The organism is Priestia sp. SB1, from assembly GCF_038898415.1.
In genome coordinates this window covers 278,855-299,011 of record NZ_JBBJSS010000002.1, presented here as the reverse complement: position 1 = coordinate 299,011, position 20,157 = coordinate 278,855, and the positions used below count along the sequence as shown (strand labels likewise).

The 20,157-nt window shown below is 31.8% G+C and carries 19 protein-coding genes; 6 read left to right on the top strand and 13 right to left on the bottom strand.

Translation table 11 applies throughout. The annotated features are described in order from the left end of the window. Positions 1–10: 10 nt before the first annotated feature. The 4 genes from WKH56_RS06835 to zwf all read right to left on the bottom strand — a co-directional run bounded on the left by WKH56_RS06835 (position 11) and on the right by zwf (position 5,119). Positions 11–1,006 (bottom strand): hypothetical protein, encoded by a 996-nt coding sequence (locus WKH56_RS06835; RefSeq protein WP_342835014.1) that lies wholly within the window; start codon positions 1,004–1,006, stop codon positions 11–13. 324 nt (positions 1,007–1,330) lie between these two features. After that, positions 1,331–2,209, bottom strand: coding sequence for a Cof-type HAD-IIB family hydrolase (locus WKH56_RS06830; RefSeq protein ID WP_342835013.1), 879 nt, complete (start codon positions 2,207–2,209; stop codon positions 1,331–1,333). A gap of 264 nt (positions 2,210–2,473) precedes the next feature. Beyond that, entirely contained in the window at positions 2,474–2,905 is a 432-nt protein-coding gene (locus WKH56_RS06825; protein WP_342835012.1) for a hypothetical protein, read from the bottom strand. 783 nt (positions 2,906–3,688) lie between these two features. Continuing rightward, positions 3,689–5,119 carry a glucose-6-phosphate dehydrogenase gene (gene zwf / locus WKH56_RS06820; protein WP_342835011.1) on the bottom strand — a complete coding sequence of 477 codons (1,431 nt, stop codon included), beginning with the start codon at positions 5,117–5,119 and terminating at the stop codon, positions 3,689–3,691. 227 nt (positions 5,120–5,346) lie between these two features. Between zwf and gnd the strand changes: the two genes are divergently transcribed. The 3 genes from gnd (at position 5,347) to WKH56_RS06805 (ending at position 8,195) form a co-directional block, all read left to right on the top strand. After that, entirely contained in the window at positions 5,347–6,246 is a 900-nt protein-coding gene (gene gnd / locus WKH56_RS06815) for a phosphogluconate dehydrogenase (NAD(+)-dependent, decarboxylating) (protein WP_342835010.1), read from the top strand. A gap of 334 nt (positions 6,247–6,580) precedes the next feature. After that, a complete protein-coding gene (locus WKH56_RS06810) occupies positions 6,581–7,369 on the top strand; it encodes a hypothetical protein (RefSeq protein WP_342835009.1) in 789 nt (262 codons plus the stop codon). Positions 7,370–7,508: 139 nt separating this feature from the next. Then, positions 7,509–8,195 carry a hypothetical protein gene (locus WKH56_RS06805; protein ID WP_342835008.1) on the top strand — a complete coding sequence of 229 codons (687 nt, stop codon included), beginning with the start codon at positions 7,509–7,511 and terminating at the stop codon, positions 8,193–8,195. A 143-nt stretch (positions 8,196–8,338) separates the two neighbouring features. Here the strand turns inward: WKH56_RS06805 and WKH56_RS06800 are convergent, their stop codons facing one another. Together WKH56_RS06800 and WKH56_RS06795 are read right to left on the bottom strand one after the other, a co-directional pair. After that, the gene (locus WKH56_RS06800) at positions 8,339–8,881 is read right to left on the bottom strand and encodes a hypothetical protein (protein ID WP_342835007.1); all 543 of its coding nucleotides are present in this window, start codon (positions 8,879–8,881) and stop codon (positions 8,339–8,341) included. An 82-nt stretch (positions 8,882–8,963) separates the two neighbouring features. Then, positions 8,964–9,926, bottom strand: coding sequence for a hypothetical protein (locus tag WKH56_RS06795; protein WP_342835006.1), 963 nt, complete (start codon positions 9,924–9,926; stop codon positions 8,964–8,966). Positions 9,927–10,128: 202 nt separating this feature from the next. On the opposite strand from WKH56_RS06795, the gene WKH56_RS06790 reads away from it, so the two are divergent. After that, entirely contained in the window at positions 10,129–10,302 is a 174-nt protein-coding gene (locus WKH56_RS06790; protein ID WP_342835005.1) for a hypothetical protein, read from the top strand. Positions 10,303–10,512: 210 nt separating this feature from the next. Here WKH56_RS06790 and WKH56_RS06785 read toward each other — a convergent pair whose 3' ends face one another. The 3 genes from WKH56_RS06785 to WKH56_RS06775 all read right to left on the bottom strand — a co-directional run bounded on the left by WKH56_RS06785 (position 10,513) and on the right by WKH56_RS06775 (position 13,697). After that, positions 10,513–12,207, bottom strand: coding sequence for a hypothetical protein (locus WKH56_RS06785; protein WP_342835004.1), 1,695 nt, complete (start codon positions 12,205–12,207; stop codon positions 10,513–10,515). A 229-nt stretch (positions 12,208–12,436) separates the two neighbouring features. Beyond that, positions 12,437–12,745 (bottom strand): hypothetical protein, encoded by a 309-nt coding sequence (locus tag WKH56_RS06780; RefSeq protein ID WP_342835003.1) that lies wholly within the window; start codon positions 12,743–12,745, stop codon positions 12,437–12,439. 181 nt (positions 12,746–12,926) lie between these two features. Next, positions 12,927–13,697, bottom strand: coding sequence for a PH domain-containing protein (locus WKH56_RS06775; protein WP_342835002.1), 771 nt, complete (start codon positions 13,695–13,697; stop codon positions 12,927–12,929). A 579-nt stretch (positions 13,698–14,276) separates the two neighbouring features. Here WKH56_RS06775 and WKH56_RS06770 point away from each other — a divergent pair. Next, positions 14,277–15,428 carry a DNA cytosine methyltransferase gene (locus tag WKH56_RS06770; RefSeq protein ID WP_342835001.1) on the top strand — a complete coding sequence of 384 codons (1,152 nt, stop codon included), beginning with the start codon at positions 14,277–14,279 and terminating at the stop codon, positions 15,426–15,428. Between the two features lie 143 nt (positions 15,429–15,571). Here WKH56_RS06770 and WKH56_RS06765 read toward each other — a convergent pair whose 3' ends face one another. Then, positions 15,572–16,606 carry a hypothetical protein gene (locus WKH56_RS06765; RefSeq protein WP_342835000.1) on the bottom strand — a complete coding sequence of 345 codons (1,035 nt, stop codon included), beginning with the start codon at positions 16,604–16,606 and terminating at the stop codon, positions 15,572–15,574. Between the two features lie 219 nt (positions 16,607–16,825). Here WKH56_RS06765 and WKH56_RS06760 point away from each other — a divergent pair, with 219 nt between their 5' ends. Continuing rightward, on the top strand, positions 16,826–17,497 hold the full coding sequence (locus WKH56_RS06760) for a hypothetical protein (RefSeq protein WP_342834999.1): 672 nt from the start codon (positions 16,826–16,828) through the stop codon (positions 17,495–17,497). A 161-nt stretch (positions 17,498–17,658) separates the two neighbouring features. Here the strand turns inward: WKH56_RS06760 and WKH56_RS06755 are convergent, their stop codons facing one another. The 3 genes from WKH56_RS06755 to WKH56_RS06745 form a co-directional block, all read right to left on the bottom strand. Next, a complete protein-coding gene (locus tag WKH56_RS06755) occupies positions 17,659–17,958 on the bottom strand; it encodes a hypothetical protein (RefSeq protein WP_342834998.1) in 300 nt (99 codons plus the stop codon). Positions 17,959–18,192: 234 nt separating this feature from the next. Then, the gene (locus WKH56_RS06750) at positions 18,193–19,014 is read right to left on the bottom strand and encodes a DUF4121 family protein (protein WP_342834997.1); all 822 of its coding nucleotides are present in this window, start codon (positions 19,012–19,014) and stop codon (positions 18,193–18,195) included. Positions 19,015–19,232: 218 nt separating this feature from the next. Next, positions 19,233–20,093: a Cof-type HAD-IIB family hydrolase gene (locus WKH56_RS06745; protein WP_342834996.1), complete on the bottom strand. Its 861-nt coding sequence runs from the start codon at positions 20,091–20,093 to the stop codon at positions 19,233–19,235. Positions 20,094–20,157 lie beyond the last annotated feature (64 nt).

Here is a 20,157-nt window from a genome sequence, read left to right as displayed (position 1 = left end):
TATTAAAACTTTAAAGCATTAATCGTTCTCTTGCTCTTTGGTTCTCCTTAAGCAAATAGAGAATAAAATCAGATTGTGTAGTTTGGATATATATTAAATTAATTAAGGCACTTAGACCAGATATAAGAATACTATCAACCTCATCAAATTCACTATAATAGCTTGATAATACTATCATATGCTCTTTAATATCTGTAGCATCTTTTACATTAACTTCTGTCACCTTATAAATCAAATAATTCTTATGAAAGTGAAGATCTTTTTCTTTAAGTATTGGTAAACCTTTATCTTCTTCCGTTAGTGAAACAGCAGATTTTTTTACTTTCCTAGGTAGACTTGATCTTTCAAATTCATTCATTTCATAAATAGTGAAACTAAAATTAATATTCCAGTCATCTCTATAGTACTCCTGCATCTTTTCTAACATTCTACTTAAAAAACCTAGAAATGTTCGATGCTCTATATCTGTATTACGTATAAATGTTAACCGGTTCTCTTCTCTCATCCAAAACGTTAAAAAATCAAACTTGTTTTTTTGCTCCTCAACTGCTTTATAGAATTCAGCTTGGACATCTTGCGAAGTACCAACTTCTAATCCCGCTACTTTTAAGTTGCTTACATTCTTCTGAGTTAATATAAATAATAAGTATAATATCAGCAATCCCAGATACATTAAAAAATGCTTTACTAGTACCGTACCGACAGTTTTTTCATAAAGCAAATGAATCATAAGCTCTTGAAATCCTTTTGCCTGCTGTGACGGTTTCTCTGTTGTTGTTACTTCTCTTGTCTTTTCTACTTTCCCTTTTACTTCTTTCTCTGTTTCCTTAGTAACTATACTTTCCTCATTCTTCTTGTTAGGAACAACATTACTATTCACAGTAAAAGAATTTGCTATTAACGATATTGTTATTGCCGTAAAAAGAAGTACAAATATCCAATATACAGTCCTCTTCATTTTATCCTTTAATATTGGATAGTCCTTATCATTTTTTCTAACCAACAAGTCTGTCCACTTCTCCTTCCCCCATTTCTATTATATCAAACAGATTATCCATTTTCTTCCCCCCCGACAACATAATAAAAACCTATTTAGCGATTTATGTAAACTTGCCTCTTTATAAATAAAATAGTTAATTAATTCATTTAATATAGAGCAACCGCTATATCTTGTATTATCCCAAACAGAAACTTTCTAGAGCTTATACTTTAAAAAGATAACTATTTAAAATGAGCTAATAAATATTTCTAAACTAAAAAAGGCTTATTGCTAAGAATAAGCCTTTTCTTACGTATTAATTTTATAAAGCGTTAAAACTGTAGAATTAAATTATGAATTTACAGGGGTTTTTTCCTTTAACACATAATTTTTAATAGCATAAGCAACCCCATTTTCGTCGTTTGTAAGCGTAGTAACATCGCTTAATTCTTTTATTTCCTCTTCTGCATTACCCATTGCAATAGACAATCCCGCTACTTTAAACATTGGAATATCATTATACTGATCACCAATAGCAACTGTATCTTCTAAAGGAATATTATAGTGTTGAGCCATTACTTTTAATCCATTTCCCTTGTTTCCATTTATATTCATTACTTCTACATTAAATGGAGATGAAGAAGTAATATAGCTTTCAGAAACGCTCCCTAAACCTTTTAGCAATCGCTCTTTTTGTATAGGATCCAAAGCAAGTATGAAAAACTTTTGAATATTAATTTCTTTATCCTCTATGAGAGCTTCAACAGAATTAAAGTATAGGTGACCATCTAATTCTTCGGGTAACTTTGTCATTCTCTCAAAATTTTCATTTTCGTAATAGTCTGTAGGAATATTACCTGAAGATAAAACACTCTTTAAGCGTTCAACCCAGTCATTAGCAATATATATTCCCTTGTTGGTATAGATTTTATATGGAATAGACTCTTTCTCAAGTTGCATAGCTACTTCTTTACATTGTTTATCATTTAATGAAGTCAGTTCTAATAATTTGCCATCAGCAAAAACAGCGGTTCCGTTACTTCCACCAATTGGACACTGTAAATTATACATTTCCAAAGTTTCATTAATTGATTGCGGAGCTCTTCCTGATAACATCATAACAATGTGACCCTTTTGTTGAGCTTCTTTTATAGCCTCTATATTTTCCTTACTAATCATATTTTCAGAATTTAAAGTTGTACCATCCATATCTAAACAAATTAATTTCATATAAATCTCCCCTTCAGAATGAAAAAACCTTTTAATACTCAACACCTATACTGATTTTAATTAAAAATATTTAACCATTAAATATTTTATCATATGAAAAACACTCTTTAAATAAATATACTTATACACTGACACCAATACATTTTGGAACATATATAATATAAATATTGCAGGGACATACTTATTAGTCTTCTAGCGGGCTAATACCTACTAGCCAAACTGTTGAATTCCACAACAAAAAAAGACCTTCATTGAAGATCTCCATTATTTATTAACATCTCTTGTTTCTGATCCAACTTTAGCCCGTTCTTTTCTTGCTACTAAAATCGAAGCTACAGCAGCAATCATTCCTACACCAGCCATATAAAAGCCATTTGCAGCAGATAATTTTTCACTCTGACTGTTAAAGTCTACAATAGTCTTTAAAAAGAGAAAAACCACAACTGCAGTTGTGCCAGCTAAGATACCATTATATTTTCTGCTCCATCCAAAAAATACATTAGCAGCCCCCAATATAAGTAGCCAATAAACAAGGTTAATTAAAAAAGGTGGATCATATAACATTCTTTTTAGTTCTGGACCATAAAAATAATTTAGACCCCCATCATAAATCCAAGCTTGGAAGAAGCTAACGAAAACCATAATACCGCTTAGTATTTGCAAGATTTCTTCCATTTTAAACTTTTGTCTCAACATTCATCCACCCCTATTTGTTATTTCTATACCGGCCTCACACCCCACAGCCCCCCTATTTAGCACTATGTATATTCCAGCATATGAGAAAATTTTACCATAATAACCATTATTAGAATAGTTAGATTTTAATTGTTTTGATTTTTATCCATACAATCGAAACTACAATAGAACATCTTTCCTTATATAAGAGTTCGCCAGAACTCAAACATACATAGAAAAACTGATGAATTTTAAAGGATATAAAAAGCATAATATTTCCATTCGTTACTTAATAAGAAATCTAAATGGGATAATAATGGATGCTAGATGGTATTGGAGATATATATTGATACTAAAAAAAGAAGTTAATGTAATATGTGTGACCTTATAAAAAATGATGGTTGCCGAATAATTAGATAAAAAGAAAGAGATATGTAGTTCGTTATATGGCTCCTATGTCCACGCAAACCACATTTCTTTTGATAGCGCTCCTCCCCACTTAATTAAACACCCATTAAACTAAATTTTGCTGTCTGCCGGTTCCGGTGCACTTCCCACTGTGAGAGAACTATACAAAAGAGTTCCTGCCGTCCTGAGACTTCCGGTTGAAGCCTTTACTCAATTCTTTAACATTTGTAGGCCGCTAACGAAAACCGCTACTCTCCCAACTCTATAAAACTTAAAAGTACATAAAAAAGTACATACAATTTTTCTAAGTGAGAGGGCTATAAAAGTTAACCATACAAAAAGCAGATGAATAAACATCTGCTTTTTGTATGGTTAACTGAAACTTTCGCTATTTAATTAATTCCACCATTTAAAATTATGTTCCTGTAATAACTGGTCTGCTTCTTTAGGCCCAAAAGTACCTGAAGCATATTTGCATAATGGCATATCTTCTTGGAACATATCTAACATAGGTTGTACTAATTTCCAAGAATGTTCTACTTCATCCCATTTCGAAAAGTATGTATTATTACCAGTTAAAGCATCATAAATTAAACGTTCATATGCTTCTGGCACATTTTTCACAGATTCCATATTAGATGTAGTTTCAACAACACTGCTGTCTAGTTGACTTTTTGAATTAAACTGGAACTTAACACCCTCTGTTGGGTTAATCTCAATTATTAGAAGGTTCGGTTGAGCTTCTTTTTCTCCTGAGCCACTTAATGACTTAAACTGAACAACAATCTTAGTTGTTTTTTCTTTCAACCTTTTCCCAGTACGAATATAGAAAGGAACACCGCTCCATCTTTCATTATCCACCAAAAGTCTTAACGCAATATATGTATCTGTTTTTGAATCAGAAGTAATTCCTGGTTCATTCAAATACCCCTGAACTTCTTTTCCATTCATATGACCAGATGAATACTGAGCACGAATTACATTATTGCTAACTTCATTCTCTGCTATTCTTCTAACCGATTCTAAAACTTTCTTCTTCTCATCGTGAATAGTAGAACCATTAGCCGGTTTATCCATCGCAACTAGCATAAACATTTGCATCATATGATTTTGAATCATATCTCTAATAGCACCTGAGTGATCGTAGTAACCAGCTCTTTCTTCTACACCAACCGTTTCAGCCGCTGTAATTTGAATATTATCTACGTGGTTTTTGTTCCATAGAGGTTCTAATATGCTATTTGAAAAGCGTAACGTATCAAGATTTTGAACCATACCCTTACCCAAGTAATGGTCAATGCGAAATACTTCTTCTTCAGCAAACGATTTACTTAATTTCTCATTTAATTCTCTAGCTGTTTTTAAGTCACGTCCAAACGGCTTTTCAATAATTAATCGTTTCCATCCCTTTGTACTACCTAACCCACTTTCTTTAATGTTTGATGCAATTACATCAAAGAAATTAGGTGCTACTGATAGGTAGAACATACGATTTTGTTCAATGTTTTTCTCAACTTCTAACTTCTCTACCGTTTTTAAAAGCTTTTGATAATCTTCCTTGTTATCTACATTTAAAACTGAGTAATGAATTAACTGTAAGAAACGGTTAAGGTTTTCTTCTTTAGATGTTTGTCTAGAGAATTCCAAAATATTTTCTTTAACGTACTCACGAAAACTCTCAGACGTAAAATCTTTTCTTCCCAAACCAATAATAAAGTATGCTTCAGGTAACTTATTTTCAATATATAAATTAAATAGCGCAGGGAAAATCTTGCGTTTAGCTAAATCTCCTGTTGCACCAAATAAAACAAAGCTCATTGAGTCCATATAAAATAATCCTCCTATATAAGTATAAAAACATTACATTCATTGTTTAAATCCACTTTCTATTTGTAACAATTTTGCTTTTTTCCTTTTAAAATAAATTTTTAATAATATATCAAATTAAGAATCCTTCTAAGAACTTGGTTAAATTAACAAAGGAAAAATCTAAAAGTGCCGGAAAAGAACTTACGTGATATTTACAAAATCACTAGATATAGGAGGAATACAATATGAAAATTGGTTTAGTTGGACTCGGAAAAATGGGTCTTAATTTAGGTAAAAATATGATGGATAATGGCCATCAAGTAGTAGGTTTTGATTTAAATCCAGCTGCGGTTGATGAAATTAAAGCATACGGTGGAGAAGGAACTTCTGACTTAAAAAAAATGATTCAAACTCTTCCATCTCCAAAAGTTCTTTGGATTATGGTACCTCATAACGTAGTAGATAAAGTGTTAGAAGATGTAAAACCTTTATTAAACAAAGGCGACATCGTTATTGAGGCTGGAAACAGCAATTACAAGGTATCTCTTCAACGCTATGAGGAATTCAAGAAATCTGACATTCACTTTATGGATGTAGGAACTAGTGGCGGTATGAGCGGTGCTCGTAACGGAGCTTGCTATATGATTGGTGGAAATCAAGAAGCTTGGAATGTAGTGGAACCAATTTTTAAAGATACTTCTGTAGAAAATGGTTATCACTTTACTGGACAACCTGGTGGCGGTCATCACTTAAAAATGGTTCATAACGGAATTGAATATGGCTTTATGGCTGCTATCGGTGAAGGCTTTGAGGTATTAGAGAAATCGGCTTTCAACTATGACTACGAAGCGGTTGCTCGTGTGTGGAATAACGGTTCTGTTATTCGAAGCTGGTTAATGGAATTAACAGAAAGCGCATTTAGTAAAGATGCAAAATTAGATGAAATTCGCGGCATTATGCATTCTTCTGGTGAAGGAAAATGGACTCTGGACGAAGCTCTTGATTTACAAGTAGCTACTCCAGTTATCGCAATGTCGTTACTAATGCGCTACCGTTCTTTAGAAGACGAAACATTCACAGGCAAAATCGTAGCCGCTCTCCGAAATGAGTTTAGCGGCCACTCTGTAGAAAAGAAAACAAAATAATTAACAATTAAAAGGGCACATCGTTGCCCTTTTTTTATGCAATAGCAATACAAAAGCTTATAGACTCAATATTTTAAGAACCGTCTTTGTGTTTAAGAAAATACCGCTTATTCTTCAGCAAAGGTTTAGTTTGAATTTAACCAGTTAGTTGCTAGCTGTTTAAATGCATAAATAAAAAGCCAATTAATTTACTTAATTGGCTTTTTATTATCTACCTTATAACAAATTTATAATAGCTTATGTTAGTATCTAACGAATTTACTTTTTTTCTCATTTCCTATTCATAGTACCTATAATATTTCAGAACAAATACATTTTAAGGAGAGTTTTATCTATGAAAGTTACACCTTGGTACCATATTAAATATGATTACTTTGTTAAAGTAAGGTTTACTGGGAACTTGAAGGCTATTTCACCTTTGTCTCTTAAAGTAATAAGATCAGAGAGAGATACGAGCAGTTTTAGCACAAAATTCAACGAATTTGTTACTGAGTTTTCAGAGGAAAAAGAAATTATTACGGAACTCTCTACTATAGATTCTCGTGAAGAGATTAGTTACACCTTCTCTATTGAAAACAATATCTTAACTGAGAAAATCACTTGTACAAGTGACCCTTATAACAGAATTGAACTAACTACTCATTTAAATGAAGAAGAACAAAATGTGTTTTTCAAGCATATGGTTAAGCATTTCGGAATTTATTTAGCAATTCATATTAAACACCATAATGGTAATGCTCTTAATGGACAACATTATATTTTAAACGAGTTCAAAGAGATACTAACAAAACACAGCCCCTATTCTACGTATTGTGGAGATTATACATTTATTCAAAGTAAATCCCTTGATTCTAAAAATCACTTAGGGATTGATGCTGTTTTGGATAGAAACCCTCGAAACAATTTAGATAATCATACAGGCGTTACATTATTCATTTATCAAGATGATACTACTAAAGCTAATTCTTCTTGCAACAACTTTACTGTAACTGAAGATAGTGTAAAATATTTCTTTAACTACACAGAGAATCAAAGTAATATTTGCAAGTCGGTACTGAATTCTCTAGACAACGCAAACATAAAGTATGCTTTACTTTACAGCTTGTTCGAAGGGAACAACTAATATAAGCACTTATTTGACTAGCCATTTTGGTTAGTCTTTTTTTGTATTGGTAATATATTTTCGTTATTTTTTCTAGAACATCTAATTCAACTCTATAATACTCAAAATATAGAAAAACTAACATTAAGGAGAATGCAAAATGAAATTAACTAGCTCTAACACGAAACTATCAGAACTAAAAGAAGACGTTTGGTATTTTATTAAAGGTGGTTTTGGTCAAAGCAGTGAGTTCACGGGCATTAAAATAAAGAGTAATTGGATTTACATTAAATTTATTGGTGGAGAATTTGAAAAAGAATTTACTATGACTTTTGAATACTCTCAGCGTTCTTTAAACGCAATATGGCAATACAATTCCCAAGAAGACTATGACTACCCAATTGATATGGATATAGGTACCTTAGAATGGGTAAATGATATTGCAGACATTCCTTATGTAATATGTATGGATTTAGGTTATTCAAATAAATATGTAATAGAGATATCTAATCCTACCACTAAACTATCGGATCTTTCGGAAGGCAAGTGGTACCTTGTTGAAGCGAGTACTAACATTATTAATGGAGTTACAGGTGTTAAAAGAGAAGGTAACTGGATTTTCGTAAAATGCATTGACGGTGTTTTAGAAAAGAATTTCACTAATAAATTCGAATATTCACGTCAGTCATTAAACGAACTGAAACATTGTTATTTTCAATGTAAATACCAGCATATCCTTATAAACATTGACGATTTTAATTCAGCAAAGGACATTGCAGCCATTTTATATGCAATGTGTAATGACGACAATTTTAATAAAAAACACACTTTTGTATTAGAAACTTAAAAACTAAAAGCTCATCCTTATGGACGAGCTTTTTTATTACAAATTCCCACTATTTAAAAGCCAATCGTGATATGTATTAACTGTTAAAAACTCAACTATAATTAGTTGAGTTTTTTCATTTATCTTTTAAATTTAACCTTTTATTAATTGATATCTTTAAAAAGCTTAACAAGCTGTTCATTTGCTAAACTGTAATAAACACCTAACTTTTCTAAATTCCATAATTGATATTTACCTCTAACCTGTTTTCCTATAACAACTGGTATTTCCTCACCATTATAAGAAATATAACCGCAATCACCTTCACAATAATAATCTTGTATACCTTCCATTATTCTACTTGGTACCATTGCCTCTTTATATGTTTTATCGGATAATTTAAAAGCTTCAGGCGAATCATTTATTAATCTATTTCCAGAGATGATTACTTTTATATTTTTCCTATTAAGTACTGTAATAATTCCCACTTCACCATCTACTTCTACGACCATACCAGGTTTTGCTTTTTCCATACTTAATGCCTTTAGTTCTACTAAGGAGTATTGAAACCTTGGGAATTTTTCTTTTATTTGTTCTTTAGTAGCCTTCTTTGCATTTTCTAAAAGTTCTTCGACTGTTTCACCTTTTTCAACAATAACCTCAATTGGGTCTAAATATAAAATTACTTTCTGTATCTCTTTTGACATTTTATTTCTCTCCTTTAATTTCATTTAAGCTATTACAAAAATATTATAATGCTTAAAATTACAAATAAAGGAAAACAAAAAATTAAATTACTCCGTTATATTTATCCTCCGCTAAATCTTTAAAATCGTTTATTAACTGTCTTAAAGGATAACCGCTGTCTTCCATTGCTTTCTTTAAGTCTTCGATTTCAACATAAGTTAAGCATCCATATCTAGCAAAGTAAAACCCAATTCTATTAACATCATAAGGATCATCTTCTTCATATCCAATAACGTGATTACCAACTAGTCTATCTTCAGTCGAAAAAATATAGTAACCAATGATTTGATACAAATACTGATTATTTACTCCTAAACTAATCCTCTTATCTGTTTTAAAATCAATTAAGAAGTCATCTATTATTAAATCTCCATCAGCACCATTTATGTAACGAGCAGTTTCTCCAAACGTGGGATTTAAGAAGAGATTGTTTACATCTTGAGCTTTAAAATGGTTATTAAGTTCATCTTTTAGATTCATTAGGTTCGCTAAATCTTGCACATTATCTTTATTAATATTTATAAATGACTCAATAGTTCTGTCTTGTTTTTTACGTCTCATTTCTCTACTTCCAGATCGATAAAAGTCTTCTATATAAGCTAAGAACAACAGAGCTTTAGCGAAACGCTCATCTTCTATGTCTTTTCCTAGTATGTACTCGTTCCTAATTCCCCAAGCCTTTGCTGCACCTTTTTTTATAACCTCTATGTGATTATCTGTGTACACATTACTACTTTCCATTAAACGGACACCATAATTGATTATGTCTGATATGTTATTCTCTACAGAAATATTGTTTATACGTTGTATATGCGCTCTTAACCAAAAGTCGTAAGCCGTACCTACATCTTGTGGATTAGAACCTGTTATAGGTGGAGCAGCTATTTTTCTACTCTCAAAAAAATTTTTGTTGTCCTCACACTTAATCAAATTAGTTACATCAGGTATTTTATTAAAAAGCCTTTTAAAATCTTGATCAGTTTTAATTACTCTTTTTAACGACACGTCTTCGCCCCCATACAATAGTGATGTATTTTTTATATTTTAGTACACTGAACTATATTTTAACTTAATTTGTTTATTTTTCTACTTTATCTTCATAAGCATCATAAAACTCTTTTTACTTTTTTCTTCTTTAACACAAAAATTTACTTAAAATACTTAAGTAGAGATACATAGAAATCAACATATTACATCAGGAGGAACTATGAAGAACTCAATACAACCTTATTTAACATCATCAAAACTAGTAGAAGCGGAGATTGCTTACTTTGAACAAAAAGTAAAAGCTAAAAACATACAGCCAGAGCAGTTAGAACTCCTTAACAAGAAAAAGGAACAACTAAAAAAAATAAACGAACAAATAGATAAAACAACTTGAAACTTTAACCTAACTCTTTTTAGCAAGTTAAAAAGCATAATTATTTAAATATTTGCTTGTACACCATCAACTTATAACTAAAAAAGCCGGTCACTAATTCTTGACCGGCTTTTAATATTATCATCTTTTCTCTTTTCAACTACTTATTATATGATAAAAGACATACTCTAAACGTATGTCTCTTTTAATTCTATATACAAAATATTGAGTTTAAAAAAACTTTACTTTTTCTTCACATTTTTCTAACATATCTTTTATTAGTAAATCTGTATTTTGATTCTTTATTAGGTAAGTTAAAGCTGTATTTGTATTGTTTACACCTTTCATTACTTTACGATATAACCCGTGATTATCGTGCACAGAGCTAACGAACACAATATCTCTGTTACTCACAAACGAAATATCACGACTTGTTTCAGTTTCTGCTATAAACTCAAAACTTGGTAATTTTCTTTTCAATTTTTTCGTTAGATTTGGATGCCCTCCTACAATAACACCTTTTACCGAACCCAAGGACTTAATAATATCTCCTATATTAGTGCTATTCTCCTCTACAATACATTGGTTTGAATGACTATCGAAGAAATATTCTCGTAAGAAGTGCAACTCTTTACTGTTTTCATTTGCTTTATTAAGATCCATTAACGAGCGTTCACTTTCTTTTTCAAGCTGTGTAATTCTTTTCTCACTTGTTTTAAGTCTTGATTCTAAACTAGCGTTTTTTTCATTAGCCATTCGTAATTGTTCCTGCAATTCAGCAATTTCTTTTTGATACTTTTCTTCTACAGCAGCAGCTTTTTCTTCTTCTTTCGACTCTTGCTCCTGTACCTTCATTTTCAACCCTTCATAGAACCCTTCTCTTAGACTGTTGTATTCCGTTGCAATTGCATAAATGAGAAGCGAAATTACAAAAACAATCTCTGTTTCTCGTTCATTTAAATCATTCTGATTTTTAATAACATATATGAACTTTGTTATTTCCTCTAATTGCTTGTTGCCTACTTTTGCTTCTCTTAAAAAATCACTACTTAGTCCAAAGGTCTCCATTATTACGGTAAGAGAACTAATAACTCTGGTTAAAGGCATCTTTTTATACAAAGCATCTGCCTCTCTTCTATTTCTTGCACCACGATAATTTTTTAGTAAAACATCTTCTTCTAACAATCTAATTTTTTCAAAAATAAAAGAAACATCTTCACTGACCTGATTCTTAAACGTTACTCTCTCTAACAAATCTTCATAACCTACTGTAAATTCAATTTTTGCTTTATTTATCTCTTCTAAAGAGTGGTTAGCAATTAAGCGATGAAATTGAACATTTACTGCATCCATCATTTCAGTCGTCAAAATAAGTTTGTCCTTTTTACAAGCTATATACATTAATACATAGCAACACTTATCAAGGTATAGACCTGACAACGCATTAAGCTCTTTGTCTTTTTTATACCAATCAATAAAATGTTCAAGCTCATTCCAGCCATAGTGCATATCAAACGATATAACAGGTTTATACGCTTTTTTAATTAGGCTTTGAATAAAAAGCGGTATACCTCTATCACCTTTTTTGTGTTCTTGATAAAGAATAATAGCAAAGCATTTTTTAATATATTCTGTAGTCTTAATAGTAGACTTATCAAAAGTTTTACCAACCTTGCTTTCCTTATAGTATTCAAATAGTGTTTTCTCATTTTTATTATAAAAATCATCTATATCTTTTCTGCACCGTTCTTCAGAACCAAGAGCAACAGCTAATAAAATTAGACTTTTCATATATTCTTTTTTACTTGAAAGACCGAAGATTTCCTTAATTATATTCATTTTCACTTCATCGGGAATTAGTGCTAATTTCATAATATCTGCGTATGCTGAATCATTTTCTAACATTTTTTGAAGTTCTTTTTTCATTTCTATTTCTCCTATATTCTCGTTGTTAATTTTGTGTAAGTAGGCTCTTTCTCGTTAAGATCATTTATTTCTATGTCTATTACATATATTATTCATAGCAAACCATCCCACACAATTCCATTTTTTAAGAATTATAGGGAGAAATATTTAATATTGTTAAAAAATAAAAAAAAGACACGGTTTGCAGCCGTATCATAGCTCTTATATCGAGTTTAATTACTTGTTAATGTTAAGTAACTTCAGAAGCATTAAACACTAATTCTCCATTTACAACCTTATCTAAGTGCCACCACCACTCTCGAATTGGTTTATGAGAGGGGAAGTTATAACCTTTTCTCAAATGGTTATACATTGCCTTAGCATTTGATAACAGAATCCTATCGTAAACAGCTAACTTTTGCTTTTCACTAACTGTTAATTCTTTATACTTTTGTTCAAGTTCACTTCGCAAATGTAGTGCGTTAACAGTTTCAAAAGGACTTATTTCTAAGTCTTGGATATCTTGTCCATAACTATAAATTTCATTTATATAACTCAAGAGTAAGCCTCCTCATTTATATGTATAAAATTATTTCAACGAACATTATGAAAAACCCTTTTTTAATATATCAACACTATTTCTTACTAATTAACTACCTACTGTAAATTAGTTATAAAAAAGACAAGGCGTAAGCTGCACCTTGTCTTTCCCTTTAGTAATTTAACCTGTGAAACAACTCTTATAATCCAAGAAGTTCTTTCTTCTTCATATCAAACTCTTCTTGTGTAATAGCATCCATATCAAGAAGCTCTTTATATTTCTTAATTTCGTCTGCAGGCGAAAGAGCTGCAGCTACTTGCTGTTGAGTTTCTTTTACCGGCACAGGCTCACCTTTAAGTTCACTCAATACTTCGTGAATTTTATTGTTAATGTGAGTAGCGGATCCTTTATCTAAGCCCACTTTAATCTTTTCATAAGGAGTATCAATTTTTAAAGTTCCAAACAATACGCCTGTTTCAAAAGTTATATCATTAATCTTTCCGTGTTCAACTGCTTTAAAATTTGCCCCCGCAACCTTTTTTTGACCATAAATAATTCGTTTACTAGTAATTGCATAAGCGTAATTATTATCGTGCTTTGTAGCAGATTGAAAATCGTTAAGGCCAATATAAGTCATTAACACTTTTTCACCTTTTAAAAGGTTATCTTGAAGAACTGTAAAATGCTTTAAACTTTGTTTTTCATTAAACCCTTTTCCAAAATTATGTTCTTTGCAGTAGTTGTACATACCTTCAGCCGTAGACATTGGATCATCACCAATTCGATCTGCCTTTTCTTGAAGTATTGCTTGAACATCCTCTACAGTCGCTTTACCAACGTCCACTACCATTATTCCACCAGCTTTTTTTAGGCATTCCGAACAAATCCAAGCCTTTGATTTTTTTAGTTTAAGTCTTGTCATTCCAGCCTCTCCGTTACAAACTCCACACACCGATTTAAAGAATCCCATTATTACTCCTCCGTTAACTAATATATTAATTTGCTTTTTGTTATGTATAAGAAACTGAGCTACATACTCTTAGTCGAACAATTAGTATTCCTGTAATTATAAATTATACACCCATTTCCCTTTTTCTTACTATACTAATTAGAATTTATTTTAAATGCTTTTTTTATATGCAAAACTATTAGCATTCTATAAATCATTTGTATAAACACATCTAGACAAAGATTATCTTTTTTCCCTCTTTCTTAAAAAGTTAGCTAGAATATGTATGTCGTTTAGACAAATTAATTACAAGGAGGAGAATTCTATGAATTCACTAACCCTCTTCTCCTTTATGCTTTCCCTTAACTAAGGGTTACAGAGGAATTAGACTACCTGGTACAGATGGAACAGGAAAGTAATTCTGGTGCCACAGCAAGGCTCTCTTAGAGAGATTTCTGCTTTGTAAGTGTAATAACTCTCAAACTCCATTGGTTCTACTACTGCAGTAGAGTATCTGGACGATAGTTGGCGAGAGTTACCTTTTCTAGTGTCGTTGTCGGTTTAAATTTACGAACTAACACATTGGAAGAGGTAAGCATAATGAAGAAGATGATTACGATTTATAGCGGAATTGATATTTTCGGTTTAGCATTTGCTAAATACTTTGAAATGGTATTAGCAGTAGAGAAAGATAAAAGCGCTGTTCATAATTTAAAATTAAACAGAGAAAGATTCCATCCTAATTTAACAATTTGGGATCGCGACATTTATGACATTAAAGATGAAGAAATAGCTCAATGGAAAGGTGTACACGGACTAATTGGTGGTCCCCCGTGCCAAGCATTCTCACCAGCTCAACACGGTTTCGACAAAAGCGATAAAAGAATTGCCGGTCTTGATGAATTCCTTCGTTGGGTACGCGGTGCTGAGCCGGAATTTTTTGTGTTTGAAAATACTTTTGGATTAGATCAAGGAGAAAAAAAGAAGTATTTTAAGCAATTTAAAGAAGAAGCAAAAAATTTAGGTTACAAAATTAAGGATAAAGAGTTAAATACCCACGATTATGGTAGTGCCCAAAAGAGAAAACGCATTATTGTTGTAGGAGTTCAAGAGTCAGCTAATTGGACCTTCACTTTTCCTAAGCCGGTACCGGAATCAGAAAAGAAGTTCGTTAGAGATATTTTGAAGAGCGAAGCTTTAGGAGAATATAAACCTTATTCTAAAAAGCAAAAAGACATTATTAAGCACGTGCCAGAAGGAGGTCATTGGAAACACCTACCTACAGAAGACTTAATAAAACGGGCTTTAGAAGGAAACTACGAGAAAAGAGACGGCGGTATGACTGGAACCTATCGTAGGTTGCACCGTAATAAAGCTTGCCCTACACTTATGACATCTCCTAGTCAACGAAATACAATGTTGACACATCCAATCTGGGATCGCCCGCTGTCCATTGCTGAATACAGAAGAGCAATGGGAATACCAGAGGAATACCAGCTAGAAGGAAAGATTAATGATAAGTATAAAGCTATTGGTAATGCAGTCCCTTATGAATTTGGACTAGCAATTGCCAAAGCTATTGTGGAATCACAAATGCAAGAGGTGTCTATAGTTAACCAATTCATTCAAGAAGAAAACGAATGGGAGAAACCTGATTTTCTATATGAAAGTAACGTAGACTTTAAACAGCTAGACTTATTTCTACTTGATCCTCAAGAAGAAGAAGAAAGTGTACAATTAGAGTTATTTTAATAAGCTTAAAATGGAAAGATATTAATGCTTCACTTAGAATAGTTAAACTTTTAAGAGACATTCCTATAAGGTATGTCTCTTTTTTCTTAGTCTTTAAAACATAACGTATGTACATAAAAACAGTACAGAAAGCGATAAATAAATTAGGAACTAACAAACGACTTTATTTTAGAGCCATTCCATTCTTGAATTAACTCCTTTTTTTCTTTTTCAACGTTTTTCATTTCAGTTACTAAAAGATTTTTGTTTTCCTCATATTGCAACTGGGACAATACCTCTAATTTTACATCTTTAAATACTTTATTATCCTTTATAGCTTCTATAGCGCCTTCTCTAATTCTCCACCCCGAAAAAAACACACATTCTTCCGAGCTGGTACTGTTTTCGGACTCGAACTTTTCTTTAGAGCAATACTTAGCAGCTCTTTTTCTAGCTAGACGCACCAAATGCCTTTTAAAATTAGCAGGATGCTTTATAACATAGTAGCTTCTAATCCCCTCTTCTAGGAGACATAGGTTTTTCTCTTCTATTAATACTAGTTTGTTTCCGAATTCTTGCTGATACTTATACTCATTTTCCTTTTGAATATTGCCCTTTTTTAACTGTTCTTCCCTGAACCCTTCAGGTACATTTTTTAATTCATAATTAAAAGGGTATGACTCTTCGTTAACTAATTTTAAGCGAGAACTATTAACTTTTTTAAAACGGTATCTTAAATGAGCTGCAATTTTCTCCTCTACACTCATTTCTTCATATTCTTCAGGTCCATCCTCAATATATAAACTACTTTCAACAGCATCAATAGTGTCAGCTAAATCAACAAAGTCCCACTTTATTTTTGTCTCTTCATAAGGCTTAACTTTGTTAAATTCAGCGTGAAGTTTATTTAGTAAACTAAATTGTCTTTCCACATCCTTTAGCCATTGCCCTACTTCTTCTTGATCAACAGCATTACTTTTTAAAAGATTTATCATAAGAGATATATACTCTAAGTGTATTTTCATTAACAAGTGACCCTCAGTTGCATTTAAAGAGAAAACTTTTCGTTTATTTCTAAACTCTTCGTTTAACCTATTTTTCTTTTCTGCTTTAAGGAAGTGTTCTTCCCTCTTTTCTCCAAGGCTAACTAAATTATCTTCCACAGCGTTCTCTTTATATCTTTCACCGCAAAATTTCATAATAAACTTCCCCCAATTTTACTTTAACAATTCCATTTGCCTTCTATAGCTAATCTTAACAAATTATAGTGTATGTAGGAATTGGTTTACTGGTTTTAGAGGAATACCAATGCTCATTACTACTTTTTACCCAAAGAACATATTACTGCTCTGACCGATGTCATAAACCAATTAAATAGAATAAAATCCGTCTGTAAATCTGTCTACAGGGGTTTTATAATGTCAATAAAGAGAACAAAACTTGAATTGTTTGAACATATTTATAGCAAGGAAATAAAAACTGGTTCTTGGATTACTAAAGATGAAATGGCTGAAAATGGTTTCTTCCCTAAGAACAATACTAACGGAAGAGACATACGGTTTATAAAAAGAAAATACGAATTAGATATAATTACTGTAGGAACTAGAGAATCTAAATTTCGTATAGTAGGTACAAAAGCAATGTTACTCAGCCGACCTATTAGTAAAAAGATAAAAGATTTTTTTACTAATAAACGCTGTGTATTAACTGGTACAAGGTCTAGCATAGAAGTAGATCATAAAAACGGTAGATACAACGATAAGCGGGTTTTAAACACAAACACCCAGACTGTTAATGACTTTCAACCGCTAACCAAAGTAGCAAATAATATAAAGCGGGAACACTGTAGGAAATGTGTTGCTACAGATAAGAAGTTTGATGCTAAAGAATTAGGATATCTAGTCTCCACACTAGACGGGAATCTAGTACATAATAATAAAGCTAATGGTTGTGAAGGTTGCTTCTTTTATGATGTTACCGTTTTTAAAGAATATTATAATACTGTATTAAGTACTTGTTTTGGTTCAAACAACCCTTTTACCGAAGAGTGTTTTCACGAATGCTACAAAAAAATTAAGCAAATACAATAGCTCTGCTTCTTAATTTCTACACTTTCTCTCCTATCTCATCTTTATTTAAGACTCTTCAACAAAAAATTTATTATCTATATCCAAAATTAAAAGACCAATAGCAGCTAGTTATTTTGATAGCTACTGTTGGTCTTTTTTAACAACACTTATGTATTACTTAATTAATAGAAAGAGTTAAGTACAGCTTTTAGCCAAAAAACTTCTTCCTTATTAAAATTGATGTTAAGGTCCGCTGGATTAAAATTGATGTTAAGGTCCGCTGGCTTTTTGTCGAGAATATTTTTTCTCATTTCTTTTGTAATCGTTATTAATTCCCAGTTCATATCAGAGCCAGATAGCAAGAGGGTTTCACCATCTTTTTTAGCAATCCATTGCTCTTGGTGAAAGTTCTCATAATAGTAGGTAGCTTCTTTAGCCCAAGTAGGAGGAGTACCTTTTAATTTAATTTCTAATGTAGTCATAAAATCATCCCTTTTCCAAACAGCCCTGTTATTTTATTCATAACTGAACAGCTCTTTATACTTTTAAATTTAAAGCTAATTTCCAATTTGCTATTTTATTATAAATAATACAGAACTGTAGGTGGAAAAAACTTAACTAATATTTTATATTTTTTAAAAAGTCCACTTCTTATAAAAAGTGGACTTTTAGTTATTTATAGATTTCTATTAGTTAAATACTAATTAAGCAATACATTAGTCATTTGTACTGTTTTGAATAGGTAAGTACGTGGTAATTGTAGTACCATTAGTTACTCGTTTACATTCCTTAACAACTCCATACCCCTTGTGAGTACTTACAACTCCCCCTACAGTTAGATATTCCTCTAAAGGAACACGTTTTAAATCTTGTTTAAACGTCCAAATAAGCTTTGTGTAAAAGCCCGTTGATTCTCTTTCTACTCCCTTAAAGGTTTTTAGCCAATCTTGGTATTCCTCTAAAGTTTTAAAAGCAGTACGATAAGAATCACTATTAGTAATGAAATACTTGTATCCGTATTCACTAGTTTCCTCAGCAACATCTAAGTAAAACTTGTTATGTGTTTTTGTTGTAAATTCTAAATCTTTTTCTTGGTACTCCCACACATTTACTACGGCTTCAAAGAAAAACGCTCCGTTACCTGTTGGACCACAATGCCCCCAGTCTTTAAACACCTTCTTCCGTTTGCCGATTAACTTTAATTCGCTAGGAATATAGTTAGAACCAGAACCAGAAGTACCTGGAGTACACAAAGTTCCATCTTTGCTTTTAGATACCCACAATACACTTGGTCTTTCCATAATCTCTAACTCATTTTCTTCAATGCCGTCAATATGAGTATCTTCATACCAGTCACCATATTTATTAGTAAATTCAACAATATCTCCTACTTGCGGAGTATCATCACTCCTTGTATCTTCAATAAATTCCACCCAATTGTTAGCCTTTTCTAAATCTGAAACAGTTAAGCGGTGTTCCCTATCATACGATGAATTGTAATTAAAGTTTTTAAGTGTTTCTAGTGTGTAAGCTGTCATATTATAAATATCTCCTTTAATTAATGCTTCTTTATCTAGAAGCATCGTTCTTCATTTTAAAATCTGGAAATATTATAAAGACAAATTTATTTTTTTGAAGAAATAGTAAAAAAACAGCCATTAAAAACCGTTTTTTATACTATCTTATTTTAAATTAGTCTCACAAAACAAAAAAAGCTTTTTCTATTAAGCTTTTTTATGCATTGTTTTCACAAGGTTCAGACCTTTAGAACATATTTATCAATAGCATATGCTACTCCGTTCTCATCATTTGTTAATGTAACTACATCACTCAATTCTTTTACTTCTTGTTCAGCATTTCCCATTGCAATAGCCAATCCAGCTACCTTAAACATAGGGATATCATTAAACTGATCACCAATAGCAACCGTATCTTCAAGCGGAATACCAAAGTATTTAGCCATAACTTTCAGACCGTTCCCTTTATTTCCTTTTATGTTCATCACCTCAAGATTAAACGGTGAAGAAGTTGTAATGTATGTATCATTAATTTCTTGTAGAGAATCTTCCAATCTATCTTTCTGAACCGGATCTAGAGAGAGGATAAAGAATTTTTGTATTGCTATATTGTCATCTTCAATTAATGTTTGAACCGAATCAAAAAATTGTATCCCTTCCGCTTCACTAGGAATCTTAGTCATACGTTCAAAGTTTTCATTTTTGTAGTATTCAGGAGGTATTTCACCGGAAGACAGCACATTATCTAAGCGGTTCTCCCAATCTTGCGGAACGTAAATACCCTTGTTTGTATAAATTTTATATGGAACAAACTCTTTGTCTAATTCACTTGCAGACGCTTTGTTTTGACTTTTAGTAAGAGAAGTTAATTCTAATAGCTTACCACCATCATACACTGCAGTACCATTGCTTCCTCCAATAGGACATCTTAAGTCATACTTTTCTAACGTAGCATTGATTGATTCTGGCGCTCTTCCTGATAGCACCATTACAATATGCCCTTCTTCTTGCGCCTTTCTAATAGCTTGTATATTTTCTTTGCTAATTTCATTAGTTGAAGACAGTGTTGTACCATCCATATCTAAACAGATCAATTTCATATAATTATTCCCCCTTGTATTACAGACAATAATCACAAATTAAGAAAAAAATAAAAAATCCCTA